Consider the following 24,516-nt stretch of genomic DNA (forward strand, 5'->3'; position numbering starts at 1 on the left):
TATGTCTTTAATTTAGAGGCGGATTCAGATTTCAGGTCGATTCGACCTGAAATCATCCGGCTCTAGGCATAGGCAAGCTGGCTCCTTGGCGCTAAGAGGGGTGCCAAATTGCCCGGCCGCGGGAAGCGGAAACCTGTGAAGCGCTCCGATTTGACACTTCAACCTCCCAATCTGTCGAGACCCCGTGCCGGCGAGATCGTGGCGGTAATCCGCCGCATCCTCAGGGAAAACGGCCGCGACTATCGCGGCGCGTATGTTTTCACGATCCTCTGCCTGCTGACCGTGTCGGCGACGACGGCGCTTGCCGCCTGGATCATGAGCCCGGTCGTCAACCAGATCTTCTATGAGCGGCGCGGCGATCTGATTCCCTGGATCTGCGCGGCGCTGCTGGGGGCTTTCATTCTGCGCGGGCTTGCCGGCTACGGCCAGGCGGTGACGATGGCCAGGATCGGCAACAATCTGGTGGCGCGCTACCAGCAGCGCATCTTCAACCACCTGATGAAGCTCGGCGTCAGCTTCTTCAACGACACCCGCTCCGGGCGGCTGGCGGCGCAGGTCAACGAGAACGTCAATGGCATTCGCGACCTGCTGTCGATGACGGTGACCTCGATCGCGCGCGACGCCGTCTCGCTGGTCGGCCTGGTCGGTGTCATGATCTATCAGGATCCGCTGCTCTCCTTGAGTTCGCTGCTGATCGGGCCGCCGCTGATCTGGACCGTCACCTATTTGATGCGCCGGGTGCGGCGCATCACGCGTGAATCGGTGCAGATCAACTCGCGGCTGATCGGCGCCATGCAGGAGGCCACCCAAGGCATCGCCATCGTCAAGGCCTTCACCATGGAGGACGAGCTGTCGCGCCGGATCAACAAGCTCGCCGACGATGCGGAACAGCGGTCGAACAAGATCGCCCGCGTCTCGGAGCGGCTGACGCCGATTTCCGAACTGCTGGCCGGGATCGCGTTCGCCAGCGTCATCGCCTATTCCGGCTACCGGGCCACCGTTTTGGGCCAGCCGCCCGGCGCGGTCTTTTCCTTCATCACGGCGCTGACGCTGGCCTATGATCCGGCCCGCCGGCTGGCGCGCATGCAGGTCGGCATGGAACGCGCGCTGGTCAACGCGCGCATGATCTACGAACTTCTCGACATCGAGCCGCAGCAGAGTGACGTGTCGGGAGCCGCCGAAGCGAAATTCACCTCCGGCGAAGTGCGCTTCAACAACGTGTCCTTCCGCTATGTCGAGGAAGCGCCGGTCCTGCAGGATCTGAGCTTCGTCGCCGCCGCCGGCAAGGTGACCGCCATCGTCGGCGCCTCGGGCGCCGGCAAGACGACACTGGTGGCGCTGCTGCAGCGCTTTTATGACGTCGAGGCGGGCACGATCGAGATCGACGGCCAGGACATTTCAAAGATCACCAAACAGTCGCTGCGCGGCTCCATCGCCTATGTCTCCCAGCAGCCCTATCTGTTCGAAGGCACCATCCGCGACAACATCCGCTACGGCCGGCTGAGCGCCACCGATGCCGAGATCGAGCGCGCCGCGCAACAGGCTGCGGCCGACGATTTCATCCGCCAGCAGCCGCAGGGCTATGACACGCAAGTCGGCGAGAACGGCGTCACGCTGTCGGGCGGCCAGCGCCAGCGCGTATCGATTGCCCGTGCCATCGTGCGGCAGGCGCCGATCCTTTTGCTCGACGAGGCAACATCGGCGCTCGACAACGAGGCGGAGGCCCGTGTCCAGCAGGCGCTCACCCAGGTCATGGAAGGGCGCACCACCATCGTCATCGCTCACCGGCTGTCGACGGTGGTCAACGCCGATCACATCATCGTCATGGAACAGGGCCGGCTGGTCGAAGAGGGCACGCATGCCTCGCTGATGGCCGATCCGCACAGCGTCTATGCGCGCTTCCACCGCATCCAGGGCGTCAAGGGCCTGGGACTTGTCGACGACAGCGCGCCGATCCAGACTTCGGCACGCGGTCCAGTTCAGGGTCCGGTTCAGGGCCCAATCCAGGGCATTGAGACGCAGAGCATCGCCGGGAGCACGACATGAGCGATACGCCCGCAACGGATATGGGCCTGGTGGTGGTCGGCGCGGCCGGCCGCATGGGCCAGACGCTGATCCGCGCCATCCGCACCATTCCAGGCGTCCGGGTCATCGGCGCCGTCGAGCGTGCGGGTTCGCCCTATCTGGGCAGGGATGCCGGCGAACTTGCCGGCGTCGGCCGCATCGACGTGCCGATCGGCGACGATCCGCTGCCGGTCTTCGCCAGGGCAGACGGCGTGCTCGACTTCACCACGCCGGCCTCGAGCGTCGAATTCGCCGGTTACGCGGCGCAGGCGCGCATCGTCCATGTCATCGGCACCACGGGATGCTCGGCCGACGACAATGCGGCAATCGCGGCGGCGGCGCGCCACGCCATGATCGTCAAGTCGGGCAATATGAGCCTCGGCGTCAATCTTCTGGCGGTGCTGGTCGAACAGGCGGCGCGCGCGCTCGACGCCGACGATTTCGACATCGAGATCCTCGAAATGCACCACAAGCACAAGGTCGACGCGCCGTCGGGCACAGCGCTGCTGCTCGGCGAGGCCGCCGCCACCGGGCGCGGCATCGCGCTCGCCGGCAACGATGTGCGCGTCCGCGACGGCCACACCGGCGTCCGCAAGCCCGGCTCGATCGGCTTTGCCACGCTGCGCGGCGGCTCGGTGGTCGGCGACCACAGCGTGATGCTGGCCGGCACCGGCGAGCGCATCACGCTGTCCCACCATGCCGAGGACCGCGCCATCTTCGCCCGCGGCGCCGTCAAGGCGGCCCTGTGGGCACGCCGCCGCAAGCCGGGACTGTATTCGATGCGGGACGTGCTCGGCCTCAGCTGAGCGGACATCCACTGTTTTAACGCAATTCCGGACGGAAAACCGCTTCACGCTGTTCCCGGAATTGCTCTTGAAGGGAGCAAACATGTCGAGAACCCTCGTGCTCGTGCGCCACGGCCAGAGCGAATGGAACCTGAAGAACCTGTTCACCGGCTGGCGCGACGTCGACCTGACCGAGCAGGGCCACGCCGAGGGCAAGTCCGCCGGCCAGAAGCTCAAGGCGCGCGGCCTGAAATTCGACATCGCCTTCACCTCGGCGCTGGTCCGGGCGCAAAAAACCTGCCAGCACATTCTCGACGCGGTCGGCCAGAGCGATCTCAAAACCATCCGCGACCAGGCGCTGAACGAGCGCGACTATGGCGATCTCTCCGGCCTCAACAAGGACGACGCCCGCAAGAAATGGGGCGAGGAGCAGGTGCATGTCTGGCGCCGCTCCTACGACGTGTCGCCGCCCGGCGGCGAAAGCCTGAAGGACACCGGCGCCCGCGTCTGGCCCTACTACCTGCACGACCTGCAGCCGCATGTGCTGCGCGGCGGTACCGTGCTGGTCGCCGCCCACGGCAACTCGCTGCGCGCGCTGATCATGGCGCTGGACGGCAAGTCGGGCGAGGAGATCGTCAAGCTGGAACTCGGCACCGGCGTGCCGGTCATCTACACGCTCAACGCCGATTCGACGGTGGCTTCCAAGGAAGTCCTGGAGAGCTGAGCCGGCAAGCGGCAAACGCTTTGAAAAAAGCGCGTTGACACACATCGCTTGCCCGCTTACATGAGCCCGCACCAGCCCAGATGGCGGAATTGGTAGACGCGCACGGTTCAGGTCCGTGTTCCGCAAGGAGTGGAGGTTCGAGTCCTCTTCTGGGCACCAAATTCCCGTTTCGAGCCATTCGACGGTTCAGAAACCCAAAGTAAAAGCCCGGTTCGTCCGGGCTTTTACTTTGCCCGCCAACCTCTCCTCCCGGCTAGGCGCCGAACAAACCGCTTCAAACTGCGCGGCCGCTTCGGTACGGTCGAAACCATGTCTCAAACCACCACCAATCCGATCTTCAGCACCCGTCGCGATCAGGCGTTCCCGACGCTGGCTCAGGCCGACATCGATCGCATGCGCCGGTTCGGCGAGGCCAGCGTCTATGCCGCCGGCGAGCACATCATCACGGCCGGCGATGTGGCGCCCGGCCTGATCGTCGTCCTGTCGGGCAAGGTCGACATCATCCAGGATGGCGGGCTCGGTCGGCGCGAAACGATCGTCACGCATGGTCCGGGCAGCTTCGTCGGTGAACTGGCCCAGCTTTCTGCCCGGCCTTCGCTGGTGAATGCGCAAGCCGCCGAGCCGGTGGAGGCGTTCGTCATCGCCTCGCAGCGGCTGCGCGACCTGATGGTGCAGGAGGCCAATCTCGGCGAGCGCATCATGCGGGCGCTGATCCTGCGCCGTGTCGGGCTGCTGGAAAGCGCCGCCAGCGGGCCGATCATCATCGGCCCCGTCGACAACCGCGACGTCTTGCGGCTGCAGGGGTTCCTCGCCCGCAGCGGTCAGCCGCACCGCGTGCTTGATTCCGACAGCGATCCTTGCGCCAAAACCCTGGTCGAGCGCTTCCACGTCGACCCTCATCATCTGCCGATCGTGCTGTGTCCGAACGGCCGGCTGCTGCTCAATCCCGGCGAGAAGGACCTCGCCCGCTGCATCGGCCTGCTGCGGCCGATCGATGCCGACAAATTATACGACGTCGCCATAGTCGGCGCCGGACCGGCGGGGCTGGCGGCCGCGGTCTATGCGGCCTCCGAAGGGCTGTCGACCATCGTGCTCGATTGCCGGGCCTTCGGCGGACAGGCCGGCGCCTCCTCGCGCATCGAGAACTATCTCGGCTTCCCGACCGGCATTTCGGGCATGGCGCTGATGGCGCGCGCCTACAACCAGGCGCAGAAATTCGGCGTCGAAATGGTGATCCCGGACGAGGCGAAGCTGCTGAGCGCCGCGACCGACGGCGCCCGTTACGCGCTTGATGTCGGCGACGGCGAGACCGTGCGGACGCGCACCGTGGTGATCGCCAGCGGCGCGCGCTATCGCCGCCTCGATGTCGCCAATCTGGCCCAGTTCGAGGGAACATGCGTGCACTATTGGGCCTCGCCGATCGAAGCACAGCTTTGCGCGGGCCAGGAAGTGGCACTGGTCGGCGCCGGCAATTCGGCCGGACAGGCGGCCGTCTACCTGGCCAGCCATGTGCGCAAGGTGGCGCTGCTGGCGCGCGGCGGCAGTCTGGACGCCAGCATGTCGCGCTACCTCGTCGAACGCATCAGGGCGCAGCCGAACATCGAGGTGCTGACCGGGGCCGAGGTCGAGGCGCTGGAAGGCGACGGGGGCAACCTTGCGACCATGCGCTGGCGCAACCGCGCCAGCGGCGTGCAAACGACACGCCCGATCCGCCATCTCTTCCTGTTCATCGGCGCCGACCCGAATACGGACTGGTTGACGAACTGCAACGTGGCGCTGGACGCCAAGGGTTTCGTGCGCACCGGATCCGACCTGGGATCGGGGCATGGCGTGATGGAGACCAGCCGCAGTGGCGTGTTTGCCATCGGCGACGTCCGCGCCGGCTCGGTCAAACGCGTCGCGGCCGCTGTCGGCGAAGGCGCCCAGGTGGTGGCGGCGTTGCATGCCTATCTCGCGCAGGACGGCAACCAAGCCGTCGCGCCTCAATTGATCGGGAGAGTGTGATGGCGGATGAATGCAGGCATGCGGCTGGGATCAAGGACGTGACACCGAGTGCGCTCGGCTGCGAGGAGTGTCTGAAGAGCGGCTCGCAATGGGTGCATCTGCGGCTGTGCCGTACCTGCGGCCATGTCGGCTGCTGCGACGACTCGCCCAACCGCCATGCCACCAAGCATTTTCACGCCACCCGCCATCCGATCATCGAGGGCTACGATCCACCGGAAGGCTGGGGATGGTGCTACATCGACGAGGTCTTTCTCGACCTCGGCGACCGCGTTACGCCGCAGAACGGGCCGATCCCAAAATTTTATTGAGGTCGCACCCAGCGCGGATGATCCAGAGCCCCAAATAAGAAGCCCGGCAATCACCAATGGTGGGCGCGCATACGCCCCGTTATCGCACGGAGCCGGTGACGGTCGGGTCAACCGTGCTGGGGACGGATTTGCGTTCGTTGCCGGCAAGTGCGGCGATGAGCAGCAGGCTGGCGACAACCGGCACGAACAGGATGGCAACGCGGGCTTGCACGTAAAAGATGGCGCGCCATTCGTTGCGCTTTTCGGGGCTGTTGCTCATCATGCTCACTCTGTCAGACCCCCCGGGCGTGAGATAGCCGGGAACGGTTAAGCAACCCCTTCCGACTTTGTTAACCCGGCGGAATTGAGGCGAGGGTGGCGATCCCCTCAGCCCAGCCCGATCCGCCTGGCGCCTTGCCGGAACAGCGCCACCGCGTCCGGCTCGAAGCGGAAGGTGCCGATGAAATCGTCGACGCCGTAGTTCGGCAATGTCTTGCGGATGGCGGCGGCAAAGCCGCGCGCCTCGTCGACGCGTCCCGCCAGCGCCAGGCAGTGTGCGGCGATCGCCAGGATGATGGCGTGGGCGTTGGGCCGCGCCGCCGCTTTCAGTGCCCATTCGGCCGCTTCCTCGAACTGGCCGAGCCGGACATGCGCCATCGCCCTTGCCCCCAGCATGCCGAACAGCAGCGGGTCGAACGGGCTGAGATGGCGCGAATGGTCGGAAGAGCCGATCGCCGCATGCGGGTCGCCCGACTGCGAATGCACGAAAGACAGCGCGTAATGGCCAAGCGCGAAGTTGGGGCTGAGATCCACCGCCCGTTCCAGTTCGAGCAGCGAGCCGTCCTGCTCGCCGCGCAGCCACAGCGCCCGGCCCATTGCCCAGTGCGCGGCCGGATTGTGATCGTCGACCAGCAGGCCGTGGCCGGCGCTCTCGAAGGCCAGCGCGCTTTCCCGGTCGCGGTCGCCCCAGCGCTGGAAGGCGTTCTGCCAATGGGTGAAGGAGAGGCCGGCATAGGCACGGGCAAAGGTTGGATCGAGCCGCAAGGCCATGTCGAAGAAATGCCGCGCCTGCTCGTTCTCGGCCTGGGTGAAGCGGTACATGTGCCAGAGGCCGCGATGATAGGCCTCCCAGGCGTTGAGCGAATTGGGCGCCTTCAGCATGGCGCGGTTGCGCTCGACGGTTTCGATCTCGGCCGAGATCGACGACACGATGCTGTTGCAGATATCGTCGAGCACGGCGAAAATGTCGTCGGGCCGGCGCTCGAAGGTTTCGGCCCAGACGATCCTGGCGGTGCGCACCTCGATGAGTTCGACGCCGACAATGAGGCGGCCGGCCGGGCTGCGCACCGTGCCGTTGGCGACATAGTCGACATTCAGCCGGCGGCCGGCATCCTCGGGCGCGATGTTCTTCTCGGCCAGCGCAAACACCGATCCGCGCGCGATGACGAAGAAATCCCTGAGTTTCGCCAGACGGGTGATGATGTCGTGGGTAAAACCGTCGGCGAGCCCGCCACGCGCGCCGCCGCTTTCCTCGACAAACGGCATCACCGCCAGCGAAGCGTGGCTCGGCTCGACCGGGCCGGCATCGTCGGGTGCGGCGACCAAGCGTGATACCGCGGACAGGCAGGCCGGCTGCGCCCGGAGCGAGGCATCTGGCCGTCGGTCACGCATCGCCCGCCAGGCGGCGTCGACCGATTCGAAATCAAGCGCCTCCGACTGGAACAGCCGCGCCGCCGATGCCAAATGCTCCTCGGCGGCGCCGATGGCGCCGCGCTCCACCAGATTGGACAGCAGGGCCAGATGCGCGCGCGTGTCGAACGGCGCCAGCTCGACCCATTTGTCGAGATGCGCGGACACATCCGGTGTGTCAGCCGGTTGGTTTGCGACAAGATGCTCCAGCACGGCGGTGTGGCATGAGTGGAAACGGCGGCGCTGTGCGACCAGCCAGCTGTTGAAATGCGGGCTGCGCTCGAGTTCCAGCCCGTCGAGGAAATCGCCGGCGAACAATTTGGCCAGCGCTCGTAGCCGCTCCACGTCGAGCGTGCCGATCCCTTGCGCGGCGGCGCGGCTGACCTCCAGCGCGTCGACAAGGCAATCGCTCAGATCCAGTGCGACCGTGTCGCCTTGCGTGGAGACCCGGCGCCGGTCCGGCGCGTCGAGCGCGCCGCGCAATTTGCTGAGACACCAGCGCAGCTCGCCACGGGGATCGTTGGGCACGTCCCACAACAGCTCGCACAGGCGACCGCGGCCGACGGCGTGCGGCGCCAGCGCCAGATAGGCAAGCAGCGCACGCAGCTTGCGCGACGCCGGCAGCGCCACCGGAATGCCGTTGCGGTAGATCGTCAGCGATCCAAGCAGGCGCACGGACAGGCCGGACGCTTCGTCGTCCAGCCTCGATCGGGCGGATTCCACGTGCGTTTCCACGCCTGCTCCCACGCTGGCCTGTCGGCCTCTGCTGTATCATCGAAACCGACAAAGCGCATCCGGCGGCGAATTTCCGCGCCGGATGCCGCCATTGCCGCAATGCCGGCATGTCAGTCCTAGCGCGGCAAGGTCTCGAAACCTCGCCGCCCAACCCGCCGGTTTGTAACCGGCCTGTGATGGTAAACGATCGAGGAGATCAAAAATGTTGCAGCAACGGAAAATAAGGACCACCGCGGGGCGCGGCCGCCTGTTCGACAGCATTCTCGACACCGTCGGCGACACACCGGTGGTGCGTGTCAACAATCTGGGACCGGCCCACGCGACGATCTACGTCAAGGCCGAGTTCTTCAATCCCGGCGCTTCGGTGAAGGACCGGCTGGCGCTCAACATCATCGAGGCGGGCGAGCGCGGCGGCGCGCTGAAGCCGGGCCAGACGGTGGTCGAAGCGACCAGCGGCAACACCGGCATCGGGCTGGCCATGGTCTGCGCGCAGAAGGGCTATCCGCTGGTCGTCACCATGGCCGACAGCTTTTCCGTCGAGCGCCGCAAGCTGATGCGCATGCTGGGCGCCAAGGTGGTGCTGACGCCACGCGCCGAAAAGGGTTTTGGCATGTACAAGAAGGCGGTCGAACTGGCTGAGGCCAATGGCTGGTTCCTTGCGCGCCAGTTCGAGACGGCGGCCAATGCCGCCATCCACGAGGCGACGACGGCGCGCGAGATCATCAATGACTTCGCCGGCTCGCGGCTCGATTGCTTCGTCACCGGCTATGGCACCGGCGGCACGGTCGTCGGCGTGGCGCGCGTGCTGCGCCGCGAACGGCCGGACGTCCGCATCGTGCTCTCGGAGCCGGCCAACGCGCAGCTCATCGGCAGCGGCAAGGCACAGCAGCGCGGTGCCGATGGCGCTCCGACCGCCAGCCATCCGGCCTTCGAGCCGCACCCGATCCAGGGCTGGACGCCGGACTTCATCCCCAACGTGCTGCAGGAGGCGATCGACACCAGCCTGTATGACGAGGTGATGCCGGTTGCCGGACCCGAAGGCATCAAATGGGCCAAGGCGCTGGCGCGGCAGGAAGGCGTCTTCACCGGCATTTCCGGCGGCGCCACCTTCGCCGTGGCGCGGCAGGTCGCCGAACGGGCGCCGGCCGGCGCGGTGATCCTGTGCATGCTGCCCGACACCGGCGAGCGCTACATGTCGACGCCGCTGTTCGACGGCATCGAGACCGAGATGGATGCCGACGAGATCGCCCTGTCGCGCTCGACGCCCGGCTGCCAGTTCCCGGCGGCTTGACGGAGACCCGACATGGACGCGGTGCAAGAAACCCCCGGCATGGTGGCCGAGGAAACGCTTGACCCTCAGGACTGGGCCGATGTGCAGGCCCTGTCGCATCGGGTCATCGATGATGCCGTCGATTATCTGCGTGACGTGCGCGACCGCCCGGTCTGGCGGGAGATGCCGGCGGATGTGCGGGATGTCTTCGCCGCACCCCTGCCGCCATCGCCATCGCCACTTGCCACCGTCTATGGCGAGGTCTCGCGGACCGTGATGTCCTATCCCATGGGCAACATCCATCCACGCTTCTGGTCCTGGTACATGGGATCGAGCAACTTCACCGGCGCGCTCGGCGACTTCCTGGCGGCAATCCAGGGCTCCAATCTCGGCGGCGGCAATCACGCCGCCGGGCTGATGGACAGCCAGGTGGTCAATTGGTGCAAGCAGATGCTGGGTTTTCCCGCGTCCGCTGGCGGCACGCTGGTTAGCGGCGGCTCGATGGCCAACATCATCGGGCTGACCGTGGCGCGCAACGTCAAGGCCGGCATCGACGTGCGCGAGCACGGCGTTGCCGCCATCGACAAGCCGCTGCGCTTCTATGGCTCGGACCAGATCCATTCCTGCCACCGCAAGGCGATGGAAGCGCTTGGCCTCGGCAACCGGGCGCTGCGCCGCGTCCCGACCGACGCCGGACTGCGCATCGACATCGCTGCCTTGCGCGCCGCGATCGTCGAGGATCGCGCGGCCGGATTCAAGCCGGCCTGCGTCATCGGCACGGCCGGCACGGTCAACACCGGGGCGATCGACGACCTGCGGGCGCTTGCCAGGCTGGCGCATGAGGAAGACCTCTGGTTCCATGTCGACGGCTGCATCGGCGCGCTGATCGCCATCGCGCCCGACAATGCGCATCGTGTCGCCGGCATCGAATGGGCCGATTCGGTCGCGCTCGATCCGCACAAATGGCTGCACGCGCCATTCGAGGTCGGCTGTGCCCTGGTCAGGGATGCCGCCGCGCATCGCAGGACCTTCGCCGTGACACCGGAATATCTGGAATCGACACCGCGCGGTCTCGCCTCCGGCGAGTGGCTGAACGACTACGGCCTGCAGACGACGCGCGGCTTTCGCGCACTGAAGGTGTGGATGGCGCTGAAGGAGCATGGCAGCGAGAAATTCGGCCGGCTGATCGACCAGAACATCGCCCAGGCGGGCACCCTCGCCGGGCTGATCGAGGCCGCGCCGGAACTGGAGCTGGCCGCGCCTCCGACCATCAACATCGTCTGTTTCCGCTATCAGCCGGGTCTGGCCGGTGAGGCGCTGAAGGCGCTCAACACCGAAATCATGCTGCGGCTGCAGGAACAGGGCATCGCAGCACTCTCCGACACCACGGTACATGGCCAGCATTGGCTGCGGGTGGCGATCACCAACCACCGCACCCGGCGCGAGGATCTCGACCTTCTGGTGCGTGAAACCGTGCGGCTGGGACGGCAGATCGCGGCGCAGCGCCCAGCATCTTCCTGGTGACCCGCATCTTCCCAGTGACCCGCGTCTTCCTAGTTCCCGGCCGGCATGCGATTCTGCCGCCATGATTCGGGAGATCGAGACCGTGACGCTGCTCCGCATGGCTGCACTTGCCGCCCTGGTCTTCACCAGTTCGGCCGAGGCCGCCGAGATGGCTTTCTTCGTCAAGAACCTGCGCAAGCAAGCGATTGCGGTCGAGCTGTTCAGCCGCGACCGCGAGACGGTCTGGCCGGGCAACGACAAGGTGTTCCTGATCGATCCCGGCTCGCAGAAATCGGTGCCGCTCTCCTGCAATCAGGGCGAACATATCTGCTATGGCGCCTGGGTCGATGGCGACGACAGCGTCTCCGCCGGCGTCGGGCCGGACAATGAGCAGCCCTGCGACACCTGCTGCTTCATCTGCATGGAACACACGACCGAGACGATCGATCTGGTACCGTAGCGGGACGCGTTATCCCTTCTCCCACGGGGGAGAAGGCAGAAGAGGCGTTTCGATATCCCCAAAATCAGTCCGGGAATTGTTGCAATCATCCCTTTAGCGGCAGCCGCCAGCGTGCGATGGTCGCCCCGCGGCCAAGTGGGCCGCTTATTCAGGGGGTTACCATGTTTTACGCCTATGCGCGCCGCACGCTGGCCGCGCTGTCTCTCGTCATGCTGGTCGCGCCGTCGGCGCATGCCGGCGACGTTACCTTTGCCATCAAGAACAGCCATCCCAACGCCATGCGCCTCGAGCTCTACAGCCAGGACCGCGACTATGTCTGGCCGGGCAATGGCCAGGATTTCTATCTCGATGACGGCGAGACCAAGTCGTTGCCGATATCCTGCGACGAAGGCGAATCGATCTGTTACGGCGCCTGGGTCGATGGCGACGAGGGCACCTATTGGGGTGTCGGTCCCGGCAACAAGGAAAAATGCGAGGATTGCTGCTATACCTGCAGCGGCGGCGAGACCGAGGAGATCAATCTCGTCCCCTGACCGGTTTGCCAGCTTGACGGTTTTCCTGCTGGCGCCATAGAGCAATTCCAGGAAAAGTGTGAAACGGTTTTCCCGGGAAAAGCGCTAAAATATAGCCTGCGCAAAACACCCAAAAGTGCGCCACGTTGTACGCGGCGTGCTTCAGGCAACAGGAGCACAGCCATGGCCGGCATGGTCGAAAGCGACAAGATCGACGTCGGGTTCTCCGGCAAGCGCTGCATCCATTCGCGCAACTGCGTGCTGGGCGATCCGCATGTCTTCGTGCCCAACGCGCCGGGCCAATGGATCCATCCCGAGGCCGCCAGCGTCGAGAAGATCGTCGCCATCGCCGAAAGCTGCCCCTCGGGCGCCATCACCTACGTCAGGAAGGACGGCGGGCCGCAGGAACAGCCGCCGGTCGTCAACACCGTGCGCCTGCGCGAAAACGGCCCGCTGGCCGTGCATGCCGAGATCGTGCTCGACGGCGAGACCTTTTATCGCGCCACTCTCTGCCGCTGCGGCGCGTCGGAAAACAAGCCGTTCTGCGACGGCAGCCACAACAAATCAGGTTTCACCGCCACCGGCGAGCCGCCGCTGAAGGACACGCCGGCGCTGGAGGCGAGGAATGGCCCGCTGAAAGTGACGCCGACCACCAACGGCCCACTCAAGCTCGAGGGCAATGTCGAGATCGTCACCGGCACCGGCCACACGATCGACCGCACGCAACGCACCTTCCTCTGCCGCTGCGGTCATTCGGCCAACAAGCCGTTTTGCGATGGCACGCATAAGAAGGTGGGGTTTGTGGGCTGAAGCTGCCAATCTCCCCCTCGCGGGGGAGATGCCCGGCAGGGCAGAGGGGGGCCCCGTAGAGCGCCAACCTCAATAACCACCGAGCATCCTCAATGCCTCACACGCCATTGCCTCCAAGACATCGCGCAAACGCCAGATCGATGCGCAAGGTCATGACATCAGCCGAGTTGAAGCTCTGGAACGAGCTTCGCGCGCATCGGCTGATGGGGCTTGGCTTCCGCCGACAATTTCCGGTCGCCGGTTACATTGTCGACTTCGCTTGCCCGGAGAAGAAACTTGCCGTCGAAGTCGACGGCTCACAGCATGTGCAAGCCGACGCGGTCGCCCGCGACGAAGCAAGGACGTTGCGCCTGGAGCAAGACGGCTGGACCGTCCTGCGCTCCTGGACCGATGACATCATCGGCGACATCGACAATGTCTGCCAGCATATTGTGATTGCGGTCGGGCTTGGAGGCGCGTCTTCGAGGAATCCGCCGGGGGAGCTGTAGGAGCGGCAAGGTCGGCGGGACAGCGCCCCCCTCTGGCCTGCCGGCCATCTCCCCGACGAGGGGGAGATCGTCTCTCCCCGTGGCCCAGCGCTCGCGGCTTTATCGGCAGGCCGCTATCGGCTAAGGGCAGGGTCAGACAAATTCGCCAGCCGGACCACCATCAGACATGACCGCCAAGACCAAGCCAAAGCCGCTGTTCCTCGGGATCGACACCGGCGGCACCTATACCGATGCCGTGCTGTGGTCTGAAACCGAAGGTCCCCAGCAGGGGCCGAACAAGGGCAAGGTGCTGGCCAAGGCCAAGGCGCTGACCACGCGGCATGACCTGGCCGTCGGCATTTCCGGCGCGGTCGACGCGGTGCTGCAGAAGGCCGGCACCGATCCGGCCGCCATCAAGCTGGTCTCGATGTCGACGACGCTTGCCACCAACGCGCTGGTCGAAGGCCAGGGCGGCCGCGTGGCGCTGGCCATGATCGGCTTCTCCGAAGCCGACCTCCACCGCGACGGGCTGAAAGCCGCGCTCGGCACCGACCCGGTGGTGTTCTGCCCCGGCGGCCACGACGTGCATGGCAATGCCGCCAGGCTCGATCTGTCGGGGCTGGAGGCAGCGCTGCCGGAACTCGGCGCTTCGGTCTCCGGCTTTGCCGTCTGCGCCTATTTCGCCACCCGCAACCCGGCACACGAGGTCGCCGCCCGCGAGCTGATCCGCGAAAAGACCAGTCTGCCGGTCACATCGAGCCACGAGCTGTCGGCCAAGCTCGGCGGCCCGCGCCGGGCGCTGACCACGCTGCTCAACGCCAGGCTGATCTCGATGATCGACCGGCTGGTGGCGGCGACCGAAGGCTTTCTCGAACAGCGCGGCATCGCCGCACCCCTGATGGTGGTGCGCGGCGACGGTGCGCTGGTCTCGGCGGCGTTTGCCCGCCAGCGGCCGATCGAGACCATCCTGTCCGGCCCGGCCGCCAGCCTGGTCGGCGCCCGCCACATGACCGGGCTCGACAACGCCATGGTGTCCGACATCGGCGGCACCACCACCGACGTCGCCGTGCTCGACCAGGGCCGGCCGCGCCTCGATCCAGAAGGCGCCACCGTTGGCGGTTTCCGCACCATGGTCGAGGCGGTGGCCATGCGCACCTTCGGTCTCGGCGGCGATTCCGAAGTGGCGCTGGAGGATGGCGCGCTCAACCCGAAGATCCTGCTCGGACCGCGCCGTCTGGTGCCGCTGGCGCTGGCCGGCATGGCGCATGGCGGAGCGGTTACAGCGGAGCTCGAACGGCAGTTGCGCGCGCCCAATCCCGGCCGCATGGACGGCCGCTTCGCGGTACGCACCGGCGTGCCGGACCGGCTCGCCGCCGGGCTGACCGGCGCCGAAGCCCGGCTATACGAGGCGATTGGCGCCGTGCCGCTCGCCGTCGACAGGCTTTTGACCTCGAATGCGCAGAACGCGACGCTCAACCGGCTGGTGTCGCGCGGGCTGGTGCATGTCGCCGGCTTCACGCCGTCGGACGCCGCCCATGTGCTGGGCAAGCAGGCGAACTGGGATCCGGTCGCCGCACGCCTCGGCGCCGAACTCTTCGCCCGCAGGCGTGACGGCCGTGGCCAGCCCATATCAACGTCGCCTGAAGCGATCTCGGAACGGGTGCTGGTGACGCTGACGCGCTGGTCGGCTGAATATATTCTCGAAACCGCCTTTGCCGAGGACGGGCTCGACGGCGCGTCGACGGTGGCGCATGCGCTGGTGCAGCGCGCCGTCGATTCGCATCCCGGCATTGCCCGGCTCAGCGTTGCGCTCGACCGCCCGGTCATCGGCCTCGGCGCCTCGGCGCCACTGCACTATGCCGGCCTGCCGCCGTTGATCGGCAATGACTGCGTGGTGCCGGAGGACACCGATGTCGCCAACGCGCTCGGCGCCGTTGTCGGCCAGGTCAGGGTGTCGGCCGAAGCGCGGGTCAGCCAGCCGCAGGAAGGGCTGTTTCGGCTTGCTTCGGGTGAAACCGTGCGCGATTTCCTCGACGAGGCGGCGGCGATCGCGGCCGCCGAGGCCGATGTGCGCGCCATCGTCGCCGAGCGCGCCAGGGATGCCGGCACCGACAGCGCCGAGATCGAGGTCGCGACCGAATTCCGCGTCTCCACCGTCGAAGCCCAGCGCATGTTCATCGAGGCGCATGTGGTGGCGGTGGCCTCGGGAAGGCCGCGCATCGCAGTCTGACCGCGGCGGGGGTGAAAGCCGATCTCCGCCACGAGAGGGGAGATCGGCAGCTTCATTGGGCCGCGAAATGCCCCCACCTTCACCGTAAGCTGAATTGACCCTTGCACCCCGACATGCCAAAGCCCGCAAAGCCTTTCATCTGGAGAAGCCTGATGACCGATCGCATCGAGATCGCCGGATTGCGGATTGCCCGCGAGCTTCATGAGTTCGTGGCCAAGGAAGCACTGCCTGGCACCGGCATCGAAGCGGCGGACTTCTGGAACGGCTTCTCGGCCATCGTCCATGACCTCGGCACCAGGAACCGGGCGCTGCTGGCAAAACGCGACGCCCTGCAGCAGAAGCTCGACGGCTGGTATCGCGACCATGGCGCGCCCGTCGACATGGAGGCCTACAAGGCCTTCCTCAAGGAGATCGGCTATCTCGTTGCCGAGGGGCCGGCCTTCAGCGTGTCGACCGAAAATGTCGATCCCGAGATCGCGGTCGTTGCCGGCCCGCAGCTGGTCGTGCCGGTGATGAATGCCCGCTACGCGCTCAACGCCGCCAATGCGCGCTGGGGTTCGCTCTATGATGCGCTCTACGGCACCGACGCCATCCCCGAGACGGACGGCGCCGAGAAGGGCACGAGATTCAACCCGGCGCGCGGCGCCAGGGTCGTTGCCTGGACGAAGACCTTTCTCGACGAGGCTGCCCCGCTCACCCTGGGCAAATGGGCCGGCGTCAACGGCCTGTCGGTGGCCAACGGCGCCTTGCGGCTGAGTGCCGGCGCCGGCTCGACCACGCTGGCCGACCCCAGGCAGTTCGTCGGCTACCGCGGCGATGCCGCCAATCCCGATGCCGTGCTGCTGGTCAGGAATGGGCTGCACATCGAGATATCGATCGACCGCGACAACCAGATCGGCCGCACCGATCCGGCAGGCATCGCCGATGTCATCCTGGAATCGGCATTGACCACCATCCAGGACTGCGAGGATTCGGTCGCGGCGGTGGATGCGCAGGACAAGGTCGTGGTCTACCGCAACTGGCTCGGCCTGATGAAGGGCGACCTGGCGGAAGAGATCACCAAGGGCGGCAAGAGCTTTGTCCGCAAGCTCAACCCCGACCGCGCCTACAGCGCACCCGCCGGCGGCACGCTGACCGTGCCCGGTCGCTCGCTGATGCTGGTGCGCAACGTCGGCCACCTGATGACCAATCCGGCGATCCTTGACCGCGACGGCAGCGAGGTTCCGGAAGGCATCATGGACGCGGCGATGACGGCGCTGATCGCGCTGCACGATGTCGGGCAGAACGGCCGCCGCGCCAACTCCCGCGCCGGCTCGATGTATTTCGTGAAGCCCAAGATGCACGGGCCGGAGGAGGTCGCCTTCGCGGTCGAGATCTTCGACCGTGTCGAAGCCTTGCTCGGCATGGCGAAAAACACCATCAAGATGGGCATCATGGACGAGGAGCGGCGCACCACCGTCAACCTCAAGGAGGCAATCCGCGCGGCGCGAGAGCGCGTGGTGTTCATCAACACCGGCTTCCTCGACCGCACCGGCGACGAGATCCACACCTCGATGGAAGCCGGGCCGATGATCCGCAAGGGCGACATGAAGCAGGCCGCCTGGATTTCCGCCTACGAGGCCTGGAACGTCGACACCGGGCTCGAATGCGGGCTGGCCGGCCATGCCCAGATCGGCAAGGGCATGTGGGCGATGCCCGACCTGATGGCGGCGATGCTGGAACAGAAGATCGCCCATCCCAAGGCCGGCGCCAACACCGCCTGGGTGCCGTCGCCGACGGCAGCGACGCTGCATGCGACGCACTATCACAAGGTCGATGTCCACGCCGTGCAGGCAGCGCTGAAGAGCCGGCCGAAGGCTAGGCTCGACGACATATTGTCGGTGCCGGTCGCGGTGCGTCCGAACTGGACCCCGGACGAGATCCAGCGCGAACTCGACAACAACGCGCAAGGGATCCTCGGCTATGTCGTGCGCTGGATCGAGGAAGGTGTCGGCTGTTCGAAAGTGCCTGACATCAACGATGTCGGCCTGATGGAGGACCGCGCCACGCTGCGCATCTCCTCGCAGCACATCGCCAACTGGCTGCGCCACGATGTCTGCTCGCGTATCCAGGTAACGGATTCCCTGCAGCGCATGGCGGCCATCGTCGACCGGCAGAATGTCGGCGATCCGCACTATCGACCGATGGCGCCCGACTTCGACAATTCCATCGCCTTCCAGGCTGCCTGCGACCTGGTGTTCAAGGGCCGCATCCAGCCCAACGGCTACACCGAGCCGGTGCTGCACGCGCGGCGGCTGGAGCTGAAGGCGCGCGCCTCGGCCTGAAGGATCGTCTGGAACGCCGCGTCCCCCGCTCCCTTGAGGGGGGAAAGCTCACGCCGCCTGCGCCACGCGCTCCGAACTCATGCGGTAGGAAATCGCTTCCGCCAGATGGATGCGGCCGACCGTTTCGCTGGCGTCGAGATCGGCCAGTGTTCGCGCCACTTTCAGCACGCGGTGATAGGCCCGCGCCGAAAAGGCGAGCTTTTCGCTGGCGTCCTTGAGCAGCGACAGGCCGGCGGCGTCGGGCATGGCGATCTCCTCGATGACCGCCGGCGCGCAATGCGCGTTGGTGGTGGCTTGAGTGACGCCGAGCCGCTCGAAACGCTCGCGCTGGATGGCGCGGGCGCGCGCCACGCGCAGCGCCACGGAAGCACTTTTCTCCGCCCGGTCGGGCCGGATCATGTCGCTGGCCGAGACCGCCGGCACTTCGATCCGTAGGTCGATGCGGTCGAGCAGCGGGCCCGAGATGCGTGCCTGGTAGTCGGTGCGGCAGCGTTCGCCGCGCAGGCAGCGATAGCCCGGCTCGCCGGCCATGCCGCAGCGGCACGGGTTCATCGCCGCGACCAGCTGGATGCGCGCCGGATAGGTGACGCGATGGTTGGCCCGTGCGATCATGCAGTCGCCGGTCTCCAGCGGCTGGCGCAGGGCGTCGAGTGTCTGCGGCGTGAATTCGGGAAACTCGTCGAGGAACAGCACGCCGTGATGGGCGAGCGACACTTCGCCCGGCCGGGCGCGTATGCCGCCGCCGACCATCGCCGCCATCGAGGCCGAATGGTGCGGCGCGCGGAACGGCCGCCGGTCGGTCAGCTTGCCTTCGCCGAGCTCCCCCGCCACCGAGGCGATCATCGAGACTTCGAGAAGCTCCTTCGGCGCCAGCGGCGGCAGGATCGACGGCAGCCGCTGCGCCAGCATCGACTTGCCCGATCCCGGCGGGCCGATCATCAAGAGGTTGTGTCCGCCGGCGGCCGCCACTTCCAGCGCCCGCTTGGCGGTCTCCTGGCCCTTGATGTCGGCAAGGTCTGGCAGGTCGCGCGCCGCGGCGTGGATGCCGGCCTCCGGCCGCGACAGCACCTGCGTGCCGCGAAAATGATTGGCGATCGCAATCAGGCTGCGCGGCGCCAGAATGTCGAAATCCTTGCCGGCCCAGGCCGCTTCCGGCCCGCAGGCGAACGGGCAGATCAGGCCCTTGCCTTCGGAATTGGCGCCGATCGCCGCCGGCAGGGCACCGGCGACCGCGGCAATCGTGCCGTCGAGCGACAATTCGCCCAGCACGACATAGCCGGCCAGCATGTCGCCCGGAATGGCGCCCAGTGCCGCCATCAGGCCAAGCGCGATCGGCAGATCATAGTGGCTGCCTTCTTTCGGCAGGTCGGCGGGCGCCAGATTGACCGTGACCTTCTTCGAAGGCATCGACAGGCCGGAGGCATGCAGGGCCGCCTGCACCCGTTCGCGGCTTTCGGCCACCGCCTTGTCGGCCAGGCCGACGATGTGCATGTTGACCTTGCCGGGCGCGATCATCACCTGCACGTCGACCGGCACGGCCTCGATGCCCTGGAAAGCGACCGTGCGAACCCGCGCCACCATTTTTCTCAGCCCCCGGATATGGGCTGGCCCCAGCCCGTGCGAGGGCCAGGAATGGCCCCGCGGGAAGACAATCACAATTCCCCGGTCAAATCAAGAACATTACAGGAACATGCAGCCGCACCGGTCGCGGCCGGGTTGTGCCCGGTTGAAAAACCGGAACATGGTTAACACAAAATGAAAACGGACTACGTCCGCCGCTTGTCCTCGACCGCGTCCCAGAACAGGCTGGCGATGTCGGCGCCGCCGAAGCGGCGCACTTCGCGCACGCCGGTCGGCGAGGTCACGTTGATCTCGGTCATGTAGTCGCCGATGACGTCGATGCCGACGAGGATGAAGCCGCGCGCCTTCAGCGCCGGCCCGATGCGGGCGCAGATCTCGCGCTCGCGTTCCGTCAGCTCGGTCTTTTCGGCGCGGCCGCCGACATGCATGTTGGAGCGCGAATCGTGCTCGGCCGGTACCCGGTTGATGGCGCCGACCGGTTCGCCGTCGATCAGGATGATGCGCTTGTCGCCCTTGCGCACATCCTTCAGGTAGCGCTGCACGATGTAGGGCTCGCGGAACATCTGCCCGAACATTTCCAGGAGCGAGGCAAGGTTGCGGTCGGCCTCCTGCATGTGGAAGATGCCGGCACCGCCATTGCCGTAAAGCGGCTTGATGATGATGTCGCCGAACTCCTTGCGGAAGGCGGCGACTTCGAGCGGGTCCTTGGTGATCAGCGTGTCCGGCATCAGGTCGGGAAACTCGGTGACGAAGATCTTTTCCGGGCTGTTGCGTACCCAGGCCGGATCGTTGACCACCAGCGTCTTCGGGTGGATGCGCTCGAGGATGTGCGTGGCGGTGATGTAGTTCATGTCGAAGGGCGGATCCTGGCGCAGCAGGACGACATCCATTTCCGCCAGATCGGTGCGCACCTGCTCGCCCAGCGAATAATGCGCTCCCTTCTCGTCGCGCACCTGCATCTCCTCGATGCGGGCAAACACCTTGCCGTCGCGCAGCGACAGCCGGTCGGGCGTGTAGTGGAACAGCTGATGGCCGCGCCGCTGCGCCTCCAGCGATAGCGCGAAAGAGGTGTCGCCGGCGATCGACACGGTGGAGATATGGTCCATCTGGACGGCGATTTTCAGCTTCATGGCGGTCTCCGGCGGCTCGGATGGGCGACTGTCTTGCCTGTACAGGCTCACTGGGCGTCTGCCAATCGCGACGTTTTGAAGATTGGCATCAGCAAGTCGCGAACCTCGGCCAGACCCTGCCGGTCATTTGGAGACAAGGCGAGGCTGCGCGTCATCGCTTTCTTAAGCCTTGCCGTGCAACGGTAAGCCCCGAATGCGCCCTGCCGACCAAAGCTGCGCCGGGCGCTCGATGGAACAACGACCATGAACGCCGTCACCGCCATCCGCGCCGCTGCAACCAAAGAGCTCGAACTGACCATCCTGATGCCGTGCCTCAACGAGGCCGAGACGCTGGCCGTCTGCATCGGCAAGGCGAAAGCCTTTCTCGACAAAGCGGGCATCTCGGGCGAGGTGCTGATAGCAGACAATGGCAGCACCGACGGATCGCAGGCGATTGCCGCGCAAGGCGGCGCCCGTGTCGTGCCGGTGGCGCAGAAGGGCTATGGCGCGGCCCTTTTGGGTGGCATCGCCGCCGCCAAGGGCCGCTTCATCATCATGGGCGATGCCGACGACAGCTATGATTTCGGCGCGCTGGAAGCCTTCGTCGCGCGGCTGCGCGACGGCGCCGACCTGGTCATGGGCAATCGGTTCCAGGGCGGCATCGAAGCGGGCGCCATGCCGCCGCTGCACCGCTATCTCGGCAACCCGGTGCTCAGCTTTGTCGGCCGCCTGTTCTTCCGCATCAAGACCGGCGATTTCCACTGTGGCCTGCGCGGTTTCAACGCCGACAGCATCAGAAAACTCGACCTGCAGACGACCGGCATGGAATTCGCCAGCGAGATGGTGGTGCGCGGCGCCCTTGCCGGCCTGCGCATCGAGGAAGTGCCGACAACGCTCAAGCCCGACGGCCGCAGCCGGCCGCCGCATCTCAGGACCTGGCGCGATGGCTGGCGGCACCTGAAGTTCCTGCTGGTCTACAATCCGCGCTGGATGTTCTTCATCCCGGGCACGGTGATCGGCGGCCTTGGCATCGTGTTTGCGGCGCTGCTGGTGTTCGGGCCGCTGCGCGTCATCGACAATCTGTCGCTCGACCTCAACACCTTCGTCGCCGCCTGTTTCATGGTCGTCACCGGCGTCCAGCTCATCACCTTCGGCGCCATTTCGCGCTACTATGCCGAGATAACCGGCATCCTGCCGCCAAGCCGCCGTTCCGACTGGCTGACCAGAACCATCAGCACCGACCGCCTCGCCGCCAATGCCGGCATCTGCTTTGCCGGCGGCGTGCTGTTCTTCGGCTATGCCGTGGCGCGCTGGGCGCATCTTGGCTTCGGCCCGCTGAACGATTCCGAAATCCCGCGCATCGTCGTGCTGGGCCTGAGCCTGATGGTCATTTCACTCCAGGCTTTCTTCTCGGCCTTTCTGCTCGGTGTCCTGGAAATACCGGTCAAGCGCCTGAAATCCGGGCAGTCCAATAACTTGCCGGCCAATGAACTGCCGACACGCGACGCTTGAGCGAAGCATTGCCGGCCTTTGTCCAGACGCGCCTGTTCCGGTTCCTGACGGTCGGCGTCGGCGCCGCATTGCTGTTGTTTGCTCTGTCGTGGCTTCTGGTGTCGCTGGGTCTTTCGCCCTTCACCGGCAGTGTCGTCGCCTATGCGATCACCTTCGTCGCTGCCTATAGCGCGCAGCGCGGCTGGACATTCGGCGGCCAGCACGATCATGCCAGCGCCATGCCGCGCTATCTTGCGCTGCAGCTCGGATGCGCGCTGTTTTCGGGCCTGGTGTCGCATCTGGCGGTCACCCGTTTCGGCATGTCGGCGCTTGCCATGTCGGCACTGATGACGGTCGCCGCGAGCACCGTGAGCTACATTCTGTCGTCGCTGTGGGTGTTTCCGGCGCGCGATTGATGCATGGCGCTGAAAAGCGGCGCGAAATCGCGCCGCTTTACGCTTTGTGAAGCGGCCGGCGCTAGCCTGCGCCGACAAAAACCGGCTGAAAGCCCCGCTCCATGACCACCGCCCATACCGCGATGCTTTCCAAGGATAGGGCACGCGCCTCCTGGCGAGCGGACCTCATCTTGGCGCTGCTTGCCACGCTCGGCGTCCTTGCCGTCGACGCCTGCGCCGGTTTCCCGGCGCTGCTTAACGCCGGCGGCGACAATGACGATCTGCTGCGGCTGGTCGAGGTGCGCGACCTGTTGGCCGGCCAGGGCTGGTTCGACCTGCATCAATACCGGATGGGCCTGGAAGGCGGCTTCGTCATGCATTGGTCGCGGCTGGTCGATGCGCCGATCGCCGCCATTGTGCTCGCCGTATCGAGCCTGACCGGCAACATGACCCTCGCCGAGAACGTGGCGCAAGTGGCGTGGCCGGCCCTGCTCTTCGGCCTGACCATGGTCTTCATCATCCGCCCCGCGCGCAGCTTTGCCGGCGATGGCGCGGTGCTGCCCGCCGTCATCGTCGGCGCGGCGGCGCTGTATTTCATCGGCATCTTCGCGCCGGGCGCGCTCGATCATCACAATGTCCAGCTGATGCTGGCCGTCGCCAGCCTGAGTTTTCTGCTCGAAGCGCCCGTGCTCAGGCTGGCGGCGTTCCTTGCCGGCCTGAGCGCCGCGCTGACGCTCGCCGTCGGCATGGAAACCGCTCCCTACGTCGCCACGATCGGCGTCTGCGTGGCGACGCTGTTCGCCTTCGACGTATCAGGCGAAAGGCGGATCGCCAGGGATTTCGGCCTTGGCTTTGCCGGCGTCTCGGCACTCGTCTTCGTCGCCACCATCCCGCTATCGGCCTGGGGCCAGGCGCAATGCGATGCCTTCTCGACGGCGCAGTTCGTCGTGGCGGCCCTTGCCGGAGCCGGCCTTGCGGCGATCGCCTCGATCGAAGCAGCCGGGCGCACACGCCGGCGGCGTCTGCTGTCGCTTGGCGTGCTGGCGCTGGTGCTCGGCACGGTCCTCCTTGTGCTGTTTCCGCAATGCCTGGCCTCGCCCTATGCGGGGCTCGATCCGCGCCTGAAGACACTGTGGCTCGATCATATCGACGAGGCGCAGTCGCTGTTCCTGCTGGCCGCCCGCGATCCGGCGGAGCTGGCGGCGCGCTATGCCACGCCGCTGGTCGCGATCGTGCTGATGGCGCTGCACCTGCGCCGTGGCGGCTGGCGGCGCCAGGACAGCCTTGTCGCCGTGCTGCTGGCCGTGGCCTTCCTGGTCAGCGTCTGGCAAGTGCGCGGCTCGACATTCTCGATTGCCTTCGCGGTGATCCCGCTTTCTGGGTGGATCGCCAAATGGCGGCGGCGGGCCGAAACCAGTCCGTCGCGCGGCACGGTGCTGCGGATGGCCGCGGCCTGGCTCATCTCGGTGAACTCAATCTGGTCAGGCGCCGCCCATGCGGCATCGGCGGCGCTCGCGACCGGTGCGGGGATCACAAGCGACGCTGGCGCCGACCCGTCCTGCCAGGCCAAGGCCAGCTTCGCCGCACTCGGTAGGCTGCCGGATACCACCGTGCTCGCCGTCTCCAATCTCGGATCGCCGATCCTGGTGTACTCCCGGCATCGCGTGTTCGCCGGGCCCTACCACCGCAACGTCGCCGGAAACCTGCTGGCGCTCGACGCTTTCCTCGGTTCCGACGCGCAAGCCAGGTCGATCGCCGGGGATCATCATGTCGGCCTTGTGGCGCTGTGCCGCGGCAACCCGGAAAGCCAGCTTTTCGCCTTCACCGCGCCGGGCGGTTTTCTTGCCGGGCTGATGCGCGGCAACGTGCCGGAATGGCTGCAACCGATCGCGGAAACAAGTGGTGCCGCGCTCGAACTCTATCGTGTCCGGCCCAATGGCTGAGATCCGCGTGAAGGCTTGACGCGCGTCGCGTCGACCCTCTTGAAAACAATGCGCTTTACCCGCGAATAATCGATTTGGCGATACGTTTCCTAAAGGGTTTACTGCCAGTCTAAAAACCAAATTCCGACGTCAC

20 protein-coding genes and 1 tRNA gene are annotated in these 24,516 nt (G+C 66.2%); 17 read left to right on the top strand and 4 right to left on the bottom strand.

The window, feature by feature from the left end; genetic code table 11:
- Nucleotides 1–150: 150 nt before the first annotated feature.
- From ACFSQT_RS13040 to ACFSQT_RS13065, 6 genes are all read left to right on the top strand, one after another.
- Nucleotides 151–2,046, top strand: a complete 1,896-nt coding sequence (locus ACFSQT_RS13040) for an ABC transporter ATP-binding protein (RefSeq protein WP_379019428.1) — start codon at nt 151–153, stop codon at nt 2,044–2,046.
- Nucleotides 2,043–2,870 carry a 4-hydroxy-tetrahydrodipicolinate reductase gene (gene dapB, locus ACFSQT_RS13045; protein ID WP_379019123.1) on the top strand — a complete coding sequence of 276 codons (828 nt, stop codon included), beginning with the start codon at nt 2,043–2,045 and terminating at the stop codon, nt 2,868–2,870. Before ACFSQT_RS13040 ends, dapB begins: the two co-directional genes overlap by 4 nt.
- Before the next feature lie 82 nt (nt 2,871–2,952).
- On the top strand, nt 2,953–3,573 hold the full coding sequence (locus ACFSQT_RS13050) for a 2,3-bisphosphoglycerate-dependent phosphoglycerate mutase (protein WP_379019125.1): 621 nt from the start codon (nt 2,953–2,955) through the stop codon (nt 3,571–3,573).
- 74 nt (nt 3,574–3,647) lie between these two features.
- Nucleotides 3,648–3,732 (top strand) — tRNA-Leu (locus ACFSQT_RS13055).
- 150 nt (nt 3,733–3,882) lie between these two features.
- Entirely contained in the window at nt 3,883–5,577 is a 1,695-nt protein-coding gene (locus tag ACFSQT_RS13060; protein WP_379019127.1) for an FAD-dependent oxidoreductase, read from the top strand.
- On the top strand, nt 5,577–5,885 hold the full coding sequence (locus ACFSQT_RS13065) for a UBP-type zinc finger domain-containing protein (RefSeq protein WP_379019129.1): 309 nt from the start codon (nt 5,577–5,579) through the stop codon (nt 5,883–5,885). The genes ACFSQT_RS13060 and ACFSQT_RS13065 overlap by 1 nt, the downstream gene beginning before the upstream one ends.
- Nucleotides 5,886–5,964: 79 nt before the next feature.
- On the opposite strand, the gene ACFSQT_RS13070 is transcribed toward ACFSQT_RS13065, so the two are convergent.
- Both ACFSQT_RS13070 and ACFSQT_RS13075 read right to left on the bottom strand, forming a co-directional pair.
- Entirely contained in the window at nt 5,965–6,144 is a 180-nt protein-coding gene (locus ACFSQT_RS13070) for a hypothetical protein (RefSeq protein ID WP_379019131.1), read from the bottom strand.
- A gap of 107 nt (nt 6,145–6,251) precedes the next feature.
- Entirely contained in the window at nt 6,252–8,276 is a 2,025-nt protein-coding gene (locus ACFSQT_RS13075; RefSeq protein WP_379019133.1) for a transcriptional regulator, read from the bottom strand.
- Nucleotides 8,277–8,490: 214 nt separating this feature from the next.
- Between ACFSQT_RS13075 and ACFSQT_RS13080 the strand changes: the two genes are divergently transcribed.
- From ACFSQT_RS13080 to ACFSQT_RS13115, 8 genes are all read left to right on the top strand, one after another.
- On the top strand, nt 8,491–9,579 hold the full coding sequence (locus ACFSQT_RS13080) for a PLP-dependent cysteine synthase family protein (RefSeq protein WP_379019135.1): 1,089 nt from the start codon (nt 8,491–8,493) through the stop codon (nt 9,577–9,579).
- A 12-nt stretch (nt 9,580–9,591) separates the two neighbouring features.
- A complete protein-coding gene (locus ACFSQT_RS13085) occupies nt 9,592–11,082 on the top strand; it encodes a pyridoxal phosphate-dependent decarboxylase family protein (RefSeq protein ID WP_379019137.1) in 1,491 nt (496 codons plus the stop codon).
- A gap of 61 nt (nt 11,083–11,143) precedes the next feature.
- Nucleotides 11,144–11,521 carry a hypothetical protein gene (locus ACFSQT_RS13090; RefSeq protein ID WP_379019139.1) on the top strand — a complete coding sequence of 126 codons (378 nt, stop codon included), beginning with the start codon at nt 11,144–11,146 and terminating at the stop codon, nt 11,519–11,521.
- 161 nt (nt 11,522–11,682) lie between these two features.
- Nucleotides 11,683–12,054, top strand: a complete 372-nt coding sequence (locus ACFSQT_RS13095; protein ID WP_379019141.1) for a hypothetical protein — start codon at nt 11,683–11,685, stop codon at nt 12,052–12,054.
- A 162-nt stretch (nt 12,055–12,216) separates the two neighbouring features.
- Nucleotides 12,217–12,843: a CDGSH iron-sulfur domain-containing protein gene (locus ACFSQT_RS13100; RefSeq protein ID WP_379019143.1), complete on the top strand. Its 627-nt coding sequence runs from the start codon at nt 12,217–12,219 to the stop codon at nt 12,841–12,843.
- Between the two features lie 92 nt (nt 12,844–12,935).
- Nucleotides 12,936–13,331, top strand: a complete 396-nt coding sequence (locus ACFSQT_RS13105) for an endonuclease domain-containing protein (RefSeq protein WP_379019145.1) — start codon at nt 12,936–12,938, stop codon at nt 13,329–13,331.
- A gap of 166 nt (nt 13,332–13,497) precedes the next feature.
- On the top strand, nt 13,498–15,540 hold the full coding sequence (locus tag ACFSQT_RS13110; RefSeq protein ID WP_379019147.1) for a hydantoinase/oxoprolinase N-terminal domain-containing protein: 2,043 nt from the start codon (nt 13,498–13,500) through the stop codon (nt 15,538–15,540).
- A 152-nt stretch (nt 15,541–15,692) separates the two neighbouring features.
- Complete coding sequence (locus tag ACFSQT_RS13115; RefSeq protein WP_379019149.1) at nt 15,693–17,864, top strand: malate synthase G; 2,172 nt, start codon at nt 15,693–15,695, stop codon at nt 17,862–17,864.
- 48 nt (nt 17,865–17,912) lie between these two features.
- Here ACFSQT_RS13115 and ACFSQT_RS13120 read toward each other — a convergent pair whose 3' ends face one another.
- On the bottom strand, nt 17,913–19,445 hold the full coding sequence (locus ACFSQT_RS13120) for a YifB family Mg chelatase-like AAA ATPase (RefSeq protein WP_379019151.1): 1,533 nt from the start codon (nt 19,443–19,445) through the stop codon (nt 17,913–17,915).
- A 185-nt stretch (nt 19,446–19,630) separates the two neighbouring features.
- Nucleotides 19,631–20,575, bottom strand: coding sequence for a glutathione synthase (gene gshB / locus ACFSQT_RS13125; RefSeq protein ID WP_379019153.1), 945 nt, complete (start codon nt 20,573–20,575; stop codon nt 19,631–19,633).
- A 243-nt stretch (nt 20,576–20,818) separates the two neighbouring features.
- Between gshB and ACFSQT_RS13130 the strand changes: the two genes are divergently transcribed.
- The 3 genes from ACFSQT_RS13130 to ACFSQT_RS13140 all read left to right on the top strand — a co-directional run bounded on the left by ACFSQT_RS13130 (nt 20,819) and on the right by ACFSQT_RS13140 (nt 24,383).
- A complete protein-coding gene (locus ACFSQT_RS13130; RefSeq protein ID WP_379019155.1) occupies nt 20,819–22,066 on the top strand; it encodes a glycosyltransferase family 2 protein in 1,248 nt (415 codons plus the stop codon).
- Nucleotides 22,063–22,461 carry a GtrA family protein gene (locus ACFSQT_RS13135; RefSeq protein ID WP_379019157.1) on the top strand — a complete coding sequence of 133 codons (399 nt, stop codon included), beginning with the start codon at nt 22,063–22,065 and terminating at the stop codon, nt 22,459–22,461. The genes ACFSQT_RS13130 and ACFSQT_RS13135 overlap by 4 nt, the downstream gene beginning before the upstream one ends.
- Before the next feature lie 101 nt (nt 22,462–22,562).
- Nucleotides 22,563–24,383: a GtrA family protein gene (locus ACFSQT_RS13140; RefSeq protein WP_379019159.1), complete on the top strand. Its 1,821-nt coding sequence runs from the start codon at nt 22,563–22,565 to the stop codon at nt 24,381–24,383.
- Nucleotides 24,384–24,516 lie beyond the last annotated feature (133 nt).

The organism is Mesorhizobium calcicola, from assembly GCF_042682105.1.
In the GTDB taxonomy this organism is placed as follows: domain Bacteria; phylum Pseudomonadota; class Alphaproteobacteria; order Rhizobiales; family Rhizobiaceae; genus Mesorhizobium; species Mesorhizobium calcicola.

Bases quoted from the DNA above. Each gene is read 5' to 3' on its own strand.
- ACFSQT_RS13105 (WP_379019145.1), top strand. From the start codon at position 12,936: ATGCCTCACACGCCATTGCCTCCAAGACATCGCGCAAACGCCAGATCG.
- ACFSQT_RS13090 (WP_379019139.1), top strand. From the start codon at position 11,144: ATGATTCGGGAGATCGAGACCGTGACGCTGCTCCGCATGGCTGCACTT.
- ACFSQT_RS13100 (WP_379019143.1), top strand. From the start codon at position 12,217: ATGGCCGGCATGGTCGAAAGCGACAAGATCGACGTCGGGTTCTCCGGC.
- ACFSQT_RS13120 (WP_379019151.1), bottom strand. From the start codon at position 19,445: ATGGTGGCGCGGGTTCGCACGGTCGCTTTCCAGGGCATCGAGGCCGTG.
- ACFSQT_RS13110 (WP_379019147.1), top strand. From the start codon at position 13,498: ATGACCGCCAAGACCAAGCCAAAGCCGCTGTTCCTCGGGATCGACACC.
- ACFSQT_RS13095 (WP_379019141.1), top strand. From the start codon at position 11,683: ATGTTTTACGCCTATGCGCGCCGCACGCTGGCCGCGCTGTCTCTCGTC.
- gshB (WP_379019153.1), bottom strand. From the start codon at position 20,575: ATGAAGCTGAAAATCGCCGTCCAGATGGACCATATCTCCACCGTGTCG.
- ACFSQT_RS13140 (WP_379019159.1), top strand. From the start codon at position 22,563: ATGACCACCGCCCATACCGCGATGCTTTCCAAGGATAGGGCACGCGCC.
- ACFSQT_RS13050 (WP_379019125.1), top strand. From the start codon at position 2,953: ATGTCGAGAACCCTCGTGCTCGTGCGCCACGGCCAGAGCGAATGGAAC.
- ACFSQT_RS13065 (WP_379019129.1), top strand. From the start codon at position 5,577: ATGGCGGATGAATGCAGGCATGCGGCTGGGATCAAGGACGTGACACCG.
- ACFSQT_RS13115 (WP_379019149.1), top strand. From the start codon at position 15,693: ATGACCGATCGCATCGAGATCGCCGGATTGCGGATTGCCCGCGAGCTT.
- ACFSQT_RS13080 (WP_379019135.1), top strand. From the start codon at position 8,491: ATGTTGCAGCAACGGAAAATAAGGACCACCGCGGGGCGCGGCCGCCTG.
- dapB (WP_379019123.1), top strand. From the start codon at position 2,043: ATGAGCGATACGCCCGCAACGGATATGGGCCTGGTGGTGGTCGGCGCG.
- ACFSQT_RS13085 (WP_379019137.1), top strand. From the start codon at position 9,592: ATGGACGCGGTGCAAGAAACCCCCGGCATGGTGGCCGAGGAAACGCTT.
- ACFSQT_RS13070 (WP_379019131.1), bottom strand. From the start codon at position 6,144: ATGAGCAACAGCCCCGAAAAGCGCAACGAATGGCGCGCCATCTTTTAC.
- ACFSQT_RS13130 (WP_379019155.1), top strand. From the start codon at position 20,819: ATGAACGCCGTCACCGCCATCCGCGCCGCTGCAACCAAAGAGCTCGAA.
- ACFSQT_RS13060 (WP_379019127.1), top strand. From the start codon at position 3,883: ATGTCTCAAACCACCACCAATCCGATCTTCAGCACCCGTCGCGATCAG.